This window comes from Streptomyces flaveus, assembly GCF_014647675.1.
Classification (GTDB): domain Bacteria; phylum Actinomycetota; class Actinomycetes; order Streptomycetales; family Streptomycetaceae; genus Streptomyces; species Streptomyces flaveus.
On the sequence record NZ_BMPQ01000028.1, the window covers coordinates 105,323 to 117,688 of the forward strand.

At 69.9% G+C, this 12,366-nt stretch carries 8 protein-coding genes and 1 pseudogene; 3 read left to right on the top strand and 6 right to left on the bottom strand.

Annotation, left to right across the window (positions count from 1 at the left end; genetic code table 11):
• Positions 1-165: 165 nt before the first annotated feature.
• The 4 genes from IEZ21_RS36770 to glgA all read right to left on the bottom strand — a co-directional run bounded on the left by IEZ21_RS36770 (position 166) and on the right by glgA (position 5,989).
• Positions 166-1,662, bottom strand: coding sequence for an SDR family NAD(P)-dependent oxidoreductase (locus tag IEZ21_RS36770; RefSeq protein ID WP_189326165.1), 1,497 nt, complete (start codon positions 1,660-1,662; stop codon positions 166-168).
• A 114-nt stretch (positions 1,663-1,776) separates the two neighbouring features.
• Positions 1,777-3,114 carry a wax ester/triacylglycerol synthase family O-acyltransferase gene (locus tag IEZ21_RS36775; RefSeq protein WP_189326166.1) on the bottom strand — a complete coding sequence of 446 codons (1,338 nt, stop codon included), beginning with the start codon at positions 3,112-3,114 and terminating at the stop codon, positions 1,777-1,779.
• Between the two features lie 432 nt (positions 3,115-3,546).
• A complete protein-coding gene (gene glgC / locus IEZ21_RS36780) occupies positions 3,547-4,767 on the bottom strand; it encodes a glucose-1-phosphate adenylyltransferase (protein WP_033319117.1) in 1,221 nt (406 codons plus the stop codon).
• 61 nt (positions 4,768-4,828) lie between these two features.
• Positions 4,829-5,989 carry a glycogen synthase gene (gene glgA, locus IEZ21_RS36785; RefSeq protein WP_189326167.1) on the bottom strand — a complete coding sequence of 387 codons (1,161 nt, stop codon included), beginning with the start codon at positions 5,987-5,989 and terminating at the stop codon, positions 4,829-4,831.
• A gap of 414 nt (positions 5,990-6,403) precedes the next feature.
• Here glgA and IEZ21_RS36790 point away from each other — a divergent pair, with 414 nt between their 5' ends.
• A complete protein-coding gene (locus IEZ21_RS36790) occupies positions 6,404-7,597 on the top strand; it encodes a DMT family transporter (RefSeq protein WP_189326168.1) in 1,194 nt (397 codons plus the stop codon).
• Positions 7,598-7,633: 36 nt separating this feature from the next.
• On the opposite strand, the gene IEZ21_RS36795 is transcribed toward IEZ21_RS36790, so the two are convergent.
• Positions 7,634-8,788, bottom strand: coding sequence for a transglycosylase family protein (locus tag IEZ21_RS36795; RefSeq protein WP_189326169.1), 1,155 nt, complete (start codon positions 8,786-8,788; stop codon positions 7,634-7,636).
• Positions 8,789-9,022: 234 nt separating this feature from the next.
• Between IEZ21_RS36795 and gnd the strand changes: the two genes are divergently transcribed.
• Positions 9,023-10,462 (top strand): NADP-dependent phosphogluconate dehydrogenase, encoded by a 1,440-nt coding sequence (gene gnd, locus IEZ21_RS36800; RefSeq protein ID WP_189326170.1) that lies wholly within the window; start codon positions 9,023-9,025, stop codon positions 10,460-10,462.
• Between the two features lie 437 nt (positions 10,463-10,899).
• Here gnd and panD read toward each other — a convergent pair whose 3' ends face one another.
• A complete protein-coding gene (gene panD / locus IEZ21_RS36805) occupies positions 10,900-11,328 on the bottom strand; it encodes an aspartate 1-decarboxylase (RefSeq protein ID WP_033319121.1) in 429 nt (142 codons plus the stop codon).
• 521 nt (positions 11,329-11,849) lie between these two features.
• Between panD and IEZ21_RS36810 the strand changes: the two are divergent.
• A pseudogene (locus tag IEZ21_RS36810) lies at positions 11,850-12,358 on the top strand (recombinase family protein).
• The last annotated feature ends 8 nt before the right edge of the window (positions 12,359-12,366 follow it).

The following is a 12,366-nucleotide window of genomic DNA, read 5'->3' on the forward strand; positions in this document are numbered from 1 at the left end:
GCCCGAGATCAAGGCGGCTACGCGATTGCCCCCCATAGGGCAACAGGCCCGCGGAGGGCCTGCACGGAGTCGAACCACGAAGAACGCGTTGCCATCGCACCGGGCACCCTCACGGTAGGACAGCGGCCCCCGCACAGGCCACCGGATTACCGCGGGCGGGCAGCCCTACCACTTGCCGGGCGCGTAGTCCTTCAAGAACACCCCGTACAGATCCTCGCCCTGCTCGCCCCGCACGATCGGGTCGTACACCCTCGCAGCCCCGTCGATCAGGTCGAGCGGCGCGTGGAACCCCGCGTCGGCGAGGCGCATCTTGTCCGGGTGAGGCCGCTCGTCGGTGATCCAGCCGGTGTCGACGGCGGTCATCAGGATGCGGTCCTTCTCGAACATCTCCTGGGCGCTGGTGCGCGTGAGCATGTTGAGCGCGGCCTTGGCCATGTTGGTGTGCGGGTGCCCCGCGCCCTTGTAGCCGCGGCTGAAGACGCCCTCCATGGCGGACACGTTCACGATGTACGTGCGGTTCGCCCCCGAGGCCGCCATCGCGGCGCGCAGGCGGCTGATGAGGATGAACGGCGCGGTGGAGTTGCAGAGCTGGACCTCGAGCAGCTCGACCGGAGTGACCTCCTCGACAGCCTGGATCCAGCTGTTGGTGTCGTGCAGGTCGGGCACGAGACCGCCCGCGTCGATCGCCGTACCGGCCGCGATGCGCTCCAGCGACGCCGAGCCGGACACCAGCGCGAGGTCCGTGACGTCCTGGGCGGTCAGCTCGCCGCCCCCGGCCACCGGCAGCGCGGCCACGGCACCGGAGCCGAAGGTGCCGATCACCTCGGCGGGCGGCAGCTCGCCGGACGGGAGCGGGGCGGACTCGGCGGCGAGCAGCTCGCTGTAGGCCCCCGGGGAGCGGCGTACGGTCTGGGCCGCGTTGTTGATCAGGATGTCGAGCGGGCCCGCGGCGGCGACCGAGTCGGCGAGCGCGACCACCTGGGCGGGGTCGCGCAGGTCGATGCCGACGATCTTCAGGCGGCCGATCCACTCGTCGCTGTCGGGCATGGCCTTGAAGCGGCGGATCGCGTCGTTCGGGAAGCGTGTGGTGATCGTGGTGTGCGCACCGTCACGCAGCAGCCGCAGCGCGATGTACATGCCGATCTTGGCGCGGCCGCCGGTGAGCAGGGCGCGCTTGCCGGTGAGATCCGCGCGGGCGTCGCGGCGGGCCCGGTTCTCGGCGGCGCAGTTTTGGCAGAGCTGGTGGTAGAAGTAGTCGACCTCGACGTACCGGGTCTTGCAGGTGTAGCAGGAGCGCGGGCGCTGGAGTATGCCCGCGATCTGCCCGGCCTCGACGGCGGACGAGGGCAGGATGCCCTCGGTCTCGTCGTCGATGCGCTGGGCGGAACCCGTCGCCGTCGCCTCCGTGACCGCCTTGTCGTGGGCGGTCTTGGCGGCCCGGCGCTCCTGGCGGCGGCGCTGCTTCACCGTGCGGTAGACACCCGCGGTGGCGCGGCGCACGGCGACGGCGTCGGGGTGGTCGACCTCCAGCTTGTCGAGCTCCTCGAGCACGCTGAGGCAGACAGCCAGCCGCTCCGGGTCGATGCCGGGACCGTACGAGGCGCCTGCCACCTCTGCCGTGTCCACGGCGGGGGGCGCCTGGCTGTCGTCTGTCACCGTCATCGTCGTTGCCGTTTCTCGGGTTCCGCGCCGCGCTCGAACCGCGCTCGCTTTCGAAGGCGGAATTTTACGGAGCGCGGGGCGAAGGAACCAAACCCGGCGTGATCACCGCTCTCGTCAGGGCGCGCAGGCGACGTTCAGCGCCTCCACCTCCGCGATCACCGCCTTGGCCAGCCGGTCCAGGTCCGGCACGGCCTCCGCGTCGGCGACGAGCCCGTAGTGGACGCGCCCGCGGTACGTCGAGACGGCGACCGCGAGGGACTGGCCGCGGGCGAGCGGGGCGAGCGGATAGACCTCGGTGAGCGGGCAGCCGCCGAGTTTCAGGCCGAGGCTGGGCAGCGGCACGCTGGTGACCAGGATGTCGAAGAGCAGCCGGGCCGCCTGGCCGACGACGGGACCGCCGAGCCGGTGCCCCAGCGGCAGCACATGGTCGGCGAGCAGGGCGACGGCACCCGCGCCCCGGTTGGGGCCCGCGTCCTTGTTGCGGTTCATGGCCGTACGCACCGTGTCGAGCCGCCCGAGCGGGTCCGCGTCGTCGACGGGCAGCTTGATCAGGTAGCCGGAGAGCCGGTTGCCCTGGGGGTGCGCGGTGCGCGGGCGGCGCTTGGAGACGGGGATCAGGGCCCGCGGCACGACGCCCTCGCTGCCGTCGCCGCGCTCGTCCAGCCAGCGGCGCAGGGCGCCCGCGACGATCGCGATCAGCACGTCGTTGACGGTGCCGCCCACGCTCTTGCGGATCTTGTGCACCTCGTCGAGGTCCAGGTTCACGCCCGCGATACGGCGGGTACCGGTCGGCTCCGACACCAGGGCGGACGAGGAGCGGACGCCCAGGGTGGCGCGGGCTACGGAGGCGCCGATGTCGAGGGCCCGGCCCACGTCGGAGAGGGTGCCGCGGACGAGGCCCGGCAGTTTGCGTACGTCCGGGAGGAAGCCGCGGGCGGGCTCTGCGGGGCGGGGGCGGGGCTCGGGCAGGTCCATGGGGTCCATGACCGCCGCCGCGAGCGTCAGCGCCCGCAGTCCGTCGGCCAGGGCGTGGTGGAACTTGAAGAGCACGGCGAACGAGGTGCCGTCCACGCCGGGCAGCACATGCGCCTCCCACGGCGGCCTGCCGCGCTCCAGCTGGCGCTGCATGAGCACGCCCGCCGATTCGTGGAAGTCCGCGGTCGGCGCGTGCAGCCGGACATGGTCGAGCGGGTCGAAGTCGCGTACCTGCTCGCGGGCCGCACCGCCGAAGGCCAGCGGCTGCCCGAAGGAGAGCGGCTGCCATACGTCACGGATCCGCATCCGCAGCCCGGGCACACCCGCGGCACGGGCCGCGAGCAGGTCGGCGGCGTGGGCGCCCGCTGCGGGCGAATGGGTCTCGAAGACACCGAGGGCGCCGAGATGCATGGGGTGCTCGGCGGACTCGATGTTCCAGAACGCCAGGTCGAGTGGTGCAAGCAGGTCGGAGGTCAATGGCTTGCTCTCGCGTCGACGACGGGTGAGCAAGCAGTCAACCCCCGACAAGCGATTACGGTCAAGTACGATCAAGCTACGCACAGTTAACAGCAGATTAAGTCCCGCCTCCGTGTGAGGGATGGGACGCATGTGGTCTACGAGGTTCTTTCCGGGCAGCTGAAGCGACCTGCGGGCCGCATACGGCCGGGCGGCCCATCCGCCCACCGCGAAGACGAGCGGGCGGATGTCGTACAGCGCCGGTCGCAGGAATCAGCCAGATGGCCGTCACTCGACCGGGCAGCCCACAGAGGTCGCCAGGGACGCGTCCCGGCTCGATGCCTCATGTGCGGCCTTCAGCCGGAGCACCTCTGTCTCGTTCTGCCTCCTCAAGGCTCCGACAACGCGAACGGCCCCGGTGCGCACTCCGCACCGAGGCCGTCCCGATGATCGTTACGACACCTGCTGCCCCTTGCCCAGCGCGATCACACCGCCCTTGGAGACCGTGTACAGCTCATGGTCCCGTTCCGGATTGACGCCGATCGTCGCGCCCGGCGGTACCTGTACGTTCTTGTCGAGCACCGCGCCCCGTACCACCGCGCCCCGCCCGATGTGGACGTTGTCGTGCAGCACCGAGCCCTGGACGACGGCGCCCGGGTCGACGACCACGCCCGGCGAGAGCACCGAGCGGCTGACCTGGCCGCGGATGAGGCAGCCGGCGCTGATGATCGACTCGCTGGCGATGCCGCCGGCGTTGAAGCGGGCCGGCGAGAGCTGGCCGGAGTGGGTGTAGATGGGCCACTGGCGGTTGTAGAGGTTGAAGGCGGGCCGCTCGGCGATCAGATCCATATGGGCGTCGAAGTACGCGTCGAGGGTGCCGACGTCACGCCAGTAACCCTGGTCGCGCACGGTCTCACCGGGCACATGGTTGGCGCTGAAGTCGTACAGCTGGGCCTCGCCGCGCTCGGTGAGCTGCGGCAGGATCGAACCGCCCATGTCGTGTATGGAGTTCTCCTCCTCGGAGTCCCGCTGGAGGGCCTCGATCAGGGCCTTGGTGGTGAAGATGTAGTTGCCCATCGAGGCGAACACGGACTCGGGGTCGTCCGGGAGACCCGGCGGGTCGGCGGGCTTCTCCAGGAAGCTGTCGACGGTCTGGCCGTCGGATCCGGGGGCGATGACACCGAAGGACGACGACTCGCCCCTGGGCACCCGTATCCCGGCGACGGTCACACCCGCCCCGCTGTCGATGTGCTGGGCGAGCATCTGCCGCGGATCCATGCGGTACACATGGTCGGCGCCGAACACTGCCACGTACTCGGGCTGCTCGTCGTAGATGAGGTTCAGTGACTGCAGGATCGCGTCGGCGCTGCCGAGGTACCAGCGCGGGCCGAGCCGCTGCTGGGCCGGGACCGGCGTGACGTAGTTGCCCAGCAGGCTGGACATCCGCCAGGTCGTGGTGATGTGCCGGTCCAGCGAGTGCGACTTGTACTGCGTGAGTACGCAGATGCGCAGAATATCCGCGTTGACAAGGTTGGAAAGTACGAAGTCCACGAGGCGATACGTTCCGCCAAACGTGACCGCGGGTTTCGCACGGTCGGCGGTCAGGGGCATCAAACGCTTGCCCTCACCGCCCGCCAGTACGATTCCCAGCACCGAAGGTCCACCGCGTCGCATGCCGTGCCGCCCCTCTACCCGCCCGGTTGTGCCATTTTCTTGTACTTCGCCTGCTTGAGGCTTACCCCAGTTTGAGGAGTTCCTCGTACAACTGGACCGTACGCCGGGCCACCGCGTCCCAGCCGAACTCCCGCACCGTCCGCTCCCGGCCCGTCTCGCCCATCCGCCGGGCGGCCTCGGGGTCGGCGAGCAGGGAGTCGAGGGCGCGCGCGAGCTGCGCCGCGTGCTCCTCGGCGCCCTCGTCGACGGACACGAGCAGACCCGTCTCGCCGTCCTCGACGACCTCGGGGATCCCGCCGACCCGCGAGGCGACCACGGCCGTGCCGCAGGCCATCGCCTCGAGGTTGACGATGCCCAGCGGCTCGTACACCGAGGGGCACACGAACACGGCGGCGTGCGTGAGGAGTTGGATCACGTCCGGGCGCGGGAGCATCTGCGGGATCCAGAACAGGCCCTGGCGTACGTGGCTGAGTTCTTGGAAGAGATCGCGGAACTCCCGGTCGATCTCCGGGGTGTCGGGGGCTCCCGCGCACAGGACGACCTGTGCGGCCGGGTCGATGTCCCGTACGGCGCGCAGCAGTTGGGGCACGCCCTTCTGGCGCGTGATGCGGCCGACGAACAGGACGTACGGGCGGTCGGGGTCGACACCCAGGCGTTCGAGGACGTCCGTGCCGTGGTCCGGCTGGTACAGGGAGGTGTCGATGCCGTTGTGCACGACGCGCACCTTCGCCGGGTCCAGGGCCGGGTAGCAGCCGAGGATGTCCTCGCGCATGGCTCCGGAGACGGCGATCACGGCGTCGGCGGCCTCGATCGCGGTGCGTTCGGCCCAGCTCGACAGGGCGTAGCCGCCGCCGAGCTGCTCGGCCTTCCAGGGGCGCAGCGGCTCCAGGGAGTGGGCGGTCATCACGTGCGGAATGCCGTACAGCATTTTCGCGAGGTGGCCGGCGAGATTGGCGTACCAGGTGTGCGAGTGGACGAGCTCGCGGCCTTCGAGGGCGGCGGTCATCGCGAGGTCCACGGAGAAGGTACGCAGCGCGTCGTTGGCGCCGTCGAGCGTGGGCCAGGGCCGGTGGCGGAGGACTCCGCCCGCGGTGCCCTCGCCCCAGCAGTGCACGTCCAGGTCCGTCAAGGGCCGCAGCTCCCTGGCGAGGAACTCGACATGGACGCCCGCGCCGCCGTACACGTCCGGCGGGTACTCCCGGGTCAACAAGCCCACTCGCACCCGGTTACCCCCTGTCTCAGCGGCTGATTCCCCCATGGTCACCCAGAACAGGCCCGCGGGGGAAGACCGCAAGTGACAGCGGGGTGGGAACGGTGCGACGGGCGGGCGAAGCGCACCAGTGTGCGACCTCGCGGACACGGAACGTGATCACGGTCGAGATCCGGCGAGATTCACGGAATTCGAGTGGACCAAGCGGGCATACCGGTTCGAGCATGGGAGTTGTACCCGGTGTCACCCAACCTGGGGAGGACTGGGCACGCGTCGTACTCCATCGGCAGTAGGACCCAATGCCTGCTCAAGGACGACGACGCGAGCGCCTTCGAAGGGCATCGTATTCACCATGAAAACCGACCGTTCGCCGCGCCGGACTCCCCGCCAGCCGGAGCGCGCCAGCCAGACGCAGAGGAGGGACCCATGAGCGCCCTCGCACTGTCTGTGCTGCTTTCGCTCGTGTCCGCCGTCGCCTACGCCGGTGGCGCGATCGTGCAGGAACGGGTCGCCGCGGCGACGCCGGATCAGTCGTACGCTCCCATGCGCCGGCCCGCCTGGTGGGCCGCGGTGGGTCTCAACGGCCTCGGTGGTCTGCTGCACGTCGTGGCCCTAGCCTTCGGCCCCCTGAGTCTGGTGCAGCCGCTGGGCGCGTTGACCATTGTGTTCGCGCTTCCCATGGCGGCTCTCTTCGTTCGTCGCAAGGCCGGTGCGACGGCCTGGCGGGGCGCGATCATGGCGACGGTCGGCCTGGCCGGACTGCTGTCGCTGGTCGGCACGGCCGATTCGCAGTCCTTGGACAACTCCCAGCAGCTTGCGGTGGCCCTGGCCACCGGCGGTGCGGTGGTGGGCCTGATGATGGCGGCCCGCGCGGCGCACCGGCACCCGGCGGTGCGCAGTGTGCTGCTGGCGATCGCCTCCGGTATCGCGTTCGGTATGTCGTCGGTGTTCACCAAGACGGTCGCGGTGGACTGGACGGGCGCCTTCACGCTCGGCCAGCTGCCCGCCCTGGCGGTGATCGGCGTCCTGGCCACGGCCGGCATGCTGCTCTCGCAGGCCTCCTACCGGGGCGCGGGACTCGCGGCGCCGCTGGCCACGCTGACCGTGGTGAACCCTGTGGTGGCAGCCGCGGTCGGCATCACGATGTTCGGCGAGACCTTCCGTTACGGCTCGACCGGCACCCTCCTCGCGCTGGGCTTCGGTGTCGTCGCGGCAGGCGGCCTCATCCTCCTGACGTCGGAGCGGATCAGCAGCACGGAGCGTACGGAGCCGGTTCCGGGCGAGCCCGCGCTGGTGGCCGGGGCTCCGGCCGACGAGGTGGTGCTGCCCGAGCAGCAGAGCGCCGAGGTGACCGGGCTGGTCGCCGCCACGGCGGCGGGACAGGAAGCGGCGGCGGTGCGGGAAGAGGTGCCGCTCGTGCCCGCCGCGGTCGTCGTGCCGACGCCGGTGTCCGTGCGGGAGGCGGCCGGACTGGCGCGCACCGGGTCCAATGGGCCGCCGCCGGGCGACGACGATGCACGGGACGGCGCAGCACCGGCACGGCCCGGCCCGTACTACGAGGGCTTCTACCTGCCGCTGCTGCCGGTGCCGCTGGTGGTCGGCTCCCGCGTCAAGTCTTGACGTCTGCCATGCAGAACCTGATGTCGGGTGTACGCGTCAGAGGCTGACGCCACCCTTGCGCAGATAGGCGACCGGATCGATGTCGCTGCCGAATTCGGGCCCCGTCCGCACCTCGAAGTGCAGATGCGGGCCCGAGCTGTTGCCCGTGGAGCCGGAGCGGCCGATGCGCTGTCCGCTCACCACTTTCTGCCCGTCCTTCACGGAGATCGCCGACAGATGGGCGTACTGGCTGTAGCGGCCGTCGGCGTGCTTGATCACCACCTGGTAGCCGAAGGATCCGCCCCAGCCCGAGGTCACGACCTGGCCCGCGGCGACCGACTTGACCGAGGTGCCGGTGGGCACCGGGAAGTCGACGCCCGTGTGGTAGCCCTTCGACCAGGAGGAACCCGTCGCGCGGTAGGCAGTACCGGCGCCGGCGTCCACCGGGGCGGTGAGGGTCCGCGCCGACTCGCGGGGCTTGCTCTCGGCCGGCTCTTCCTTCTTCTCGGGCTTCGCGGGAGCGGTCGGGTTGGACACCGGCGTGGGAGACGCGGGCTTGTCCGGGGCCTTGATGCTGAGGCTCAGCCGCTGGCCGGGGACGATCATGTCCGGGTCGGCGCCAATGGCCTTGCGGTTGGCGTCGTACAACTGCCGCCAGCCGCCCTGCACTTCACGGGAGCCGGCGATGCCGGACAGCGTGTCGCCGCGGACGACGGTGTACATCTCGGCGGTGCCCGCCCGGGACTGGGGCGTGTTCTGCGGCTGTACGTCGCGGACGGTGCGCTGGGGTTTGCGGTCGGCGGTGCCCGAAGGGTTGATGTCGGGGGTGTCGCCGCCCCGGGTGAGGCCCGCGCGTACGGAGCACACCGGCCAGGCGCCGGGGCCCTGGCCCTTGAGGACCTTCTCGGCGACGGCGATCTGCTGGTCCTTGGTGGCGAGGTCGGCGCGTGACGCGTAGACCGTGCCGCCGAACGCCTCCCAGGTGGACTGCTTGAACTGCAGCCCGCCGTAATAGCCGTTGCCGGTGTTGATGTCCCAGTTGTTGCTGGACTCGCAGGCGGCGACCTTGTTCCAGGTGTCCACATCGGCCGCGTCGGCGACGCCGGTGGCTATCAGGGGCATCGCCATTCCGGCGCCGCCCGCCGTGACCGTCAGCGAGGCACGGTTGATCCTGTTCGGCTGATACCGGCGGTGCCGGCCCCGTACGGCCATGGAGTATCCCCCTCGACATGCGTCAGCAGCGGCAAAAGTAGACGCAGCGAACAGGCCATGACAAGGCGGCAATCAGCCGCTCTGTCCCGCCAAGTGACCGGGAATGCACTGTTGTTACGGGTCGGCTGAGGCAGAACGGCACGCCATGCGTACACATCGTCGGCAAGTCAGGATGGTCAGTGGGGCGATACTGACTGGCACCACCGTTTTCAGGACCTTTTAGGAGCCAACCGTATGAGCACTTCAGCGCAGATCGGCGTGACGGGTCTCGCGGTCATGGGGCGCAATCTCGCCCGTAACTTCGCGCGCAACGGATACACGGTCGCCCTGCACAACCGGACGGCGTCGCGCACGCACGCACTGGTCGAGGAGTTCGGCAGCGAGGGCGACTTCATCGCGGCCGAGACCGCCAAGGAGTTCGTGGCCGCCCTGGAGCGTCCGCGCCGCCTGGTGATCATGGTGAAGGCCGGCGACCCGACCGACGCGGTGATCCGGGAGTTCGCCCCGCTCCTGGAGCCCGGCGACATGATCATCGACGGGGGCAACGCCCACTTCGCGGACACCCGGCGCCGGGAGCGCGACCTGCGCGAGCAGGGCATCCACTTCGTCGGCATGGGTGTCTCCGGCGGCGAGGAGGGCGCGCTGAACGGGCCGAGCATCATGCCGGGCGGCCCGAAGGAGTCGTACGACTCGCTGGGCCCGATGCTGGAGAAGATCTCGGCCAAGGCGGCCGACGGTTCGCCCTGCGTCTCGCACGTCGGCCCGGACGGTGCCGGTCACTTCGTGAAGATGGTGCACAACGGCATCGAGTACGCGGACATGCAGCTGATCGGCGAGGCGTACCAGCTGCTGCGTGATGTGGCGGGCTACTCCCCCGCGCAGATCGCGGACATCTTCCGCACCTGGAACACCGGGCGCCTTGACTCCTACTTGATCGAGATCACCGCCGAGGTGCTGTCCCACGTGGACGCGGCCACCGGCAAGCCCTTCGTGGACGTCGTCCAGGACCAGGCCGAGCAGAAGGGCACGGGACGCTGGACCGTGCAGATCGCACTGGACCTGGGTGTGCCGGTGTCGGGCATCGCGGAGGCGGTCTTCGCCCGGTCGCTGTCGGGCCACACGGAACTGCGCGAGGCTTCGCGGGGGCTCGCCGGGCCGAAGGCGGCGTCCCTCAGCGAGTCCGAGGCGGGGGCCTTCGCCGACCAGGTGGAACAGGCGCTGTACGCCTCGAAGATCGTGTCGTACACGCAGGGCTTCCACAAGATCGCGGCGGGCAGCGCGGAGTACGACTGGAACATCGACCTGGGTGCGGTGTCCTCGCTCTGGCGCGGTGGGTGCATCATCCGCGCGGCGTTCCTCGACCGGATTCGCGCCGCGTACGACACTCGGCCCGATCTGCCGAGCCTGCTCTCCGACGAGACGTTCGCGCAGGAGATCGGTTCGGCGCAGGACGACTGGCGTGCGGTTCTCGTCGCCGCGGTGCAGCAGGGCGTTCCTACGCCCGGGTTCGCCGCGGCTCTCACGTACTACGACGCGTTGCGTGCGGAGCGGTTGCCTGCGGCGCTTACGCAGGGGCAGCGGGACTTCTTTGGGGCGCACACGTATCGGCGTGTGGACCGGGAAGGGTCGTTCCACACGCTGTGGGGTGGAGACCGGTCCGAGGTGGCTGGCTAATAGCTCGGGGGGTTCTGGGGTTGGGCGGCTGCGGGCCGTACGTGGCTGGTCGCGCAGTTCCCCGCGCCCCTGCTGGACCGGAGCTGTCATGGTGGCCCGGTGCGGAAGTGTCCGCACCGGGCCACGTGTCGTTTATCCACTACGGCTGCAGCGGACCCGGCTTCGGCAGCGGTTCCGGGCCGGGAGGCTCCGGGACCGGGGACGGGCTGGGGTCCGGTACCGGGTGGGGCTTGGGGTTGGGGACCGGGTCCGGGAGGGGTTCCGGGCGGTCGGGGCCGGGGCCCGGAGAAGGGCCCGGGCGGGTGGGGTCGGGGTTCGGGTGGGTCATCGTGTCCTCCAGCCATGCGGAACTTCGGCCCTGGACTTGTCCCACGCGTACCCCTGCGCCGTACGCGCACTCACCCCGTCGCAGGATGTTACGGGGCCCAGATGGACGGTCAGACGGTGACCGCGGGCACGGCCTGCGGGCTGCGCTCCTGGTCCGAGTCCGGCACCGGCTCGGAGGGGTCCGCGCCGAGAGCCACGATCCGGTTGCCGGCGTCGACATGTACGACCCGGGGGCGCAGGGCGCGGGCCTCGGCGTCGGAGACCTGGGCGTAGCTGATGAGGATCACCAGGTCGCCGGGGTGCACGAGGTGGGCCGCCGCACCGTTGATCCCGATGACACCCGAGCCGCGCTCGCCCTCGATGACGTACGTCTCCAGGCGGGCGCCGTTGGTGATGTCGACGATGTGGACCAGCTCGCCGGGCAGCAGGTCGGCGGCGTCGAGAAGATCGGCGTCGATGGTCACGGACCCGACGTAGTGCAGGTCGGCCTGGGTGACGGTGGCGCGGTGGATCTTGGATTTGAACATGGTGCGCAGCATTTTGAACTCCTGGAAGACGGCTCCCTGCCAGCTTTCTGCAGGTCAAGGGCGGCATCTACCGTACACCGGCAGGCGTTGGACTCGAAGATTGTGAGCAACATCGCTTCACTCCGGCGAGAAGGCTCCCTGCCTGCGTTTCCGCGCGAACCAGGCTGCTGCGACGCCGTCGTCAAGGCACCTGTTCAGACAACCGTCTCGGAATGTGCAGGGACTGATGCTGATCAGATGCCGACATACCTGACGACATATCAGACACACGAGAGGCACAGGGCGAGTCGCTTCCCGCGAGCCCCGGGACCCGACGCAGTGCCCCGCTCTCGGGCAGTCCCATTGCACTGGGGCTCAGCCTTGCACGCTGGGCCTTGAGGAATTCACCCAGCTCGCTGAGGTGTGCGTTCCTGCTCATGCCGGACGCGGTACTGCGGAAGCCGCTTCGGGACAGCTCGGGTGGGGGTTGTGAACTGCTCCCGAGATTCTGAGTTTTACTGATTGATACTGAGTCATGGCGTTACGGCGAGTTGATGAATCTCACGGAGTGGGCGCGTTCGCAGGGGATCCATCCGCAGACCGCTTATCGCTGGTTCCGGGAGGGGAGACTGCCGCTTCCCGCCCGGCGGATCAATCAGCGCACCGTCCTGATCGAGCAGTCGAAGCCGGAGTCTGTGCCGGAGGTTGGGGCCGGGCTTTACGCGCGGGTCTCGTCTCGTGATCAGCGGCAGGATCTGGATCGCCAGGTGGCGCGACTCTCGGTCTGGGCTGCGGGACAGGGGCTGCGGGTGGTGCGGGTGGTGGTGGAGCACCGGGAGCGGCTGGGCCGGATGAACGTGGAGTTGGTCCAGGCGGCGCTGTCCGCATCCGGGCGGTCCCTGGTGGTCCTGGACGACGGGGAGCTGGACGACGCGGCCTGGTGCGGGACGTCACCGAGGTGCTCACCTCGTTCTGCGCCCGTTTGTACGGGCGGCGCTCGGCGCGCAATCGGGCCGGGGCGGCGCTGGCGGCGGCCGCGGAGCTGGGGAACGGGCGTTCTTGAGCCGAACG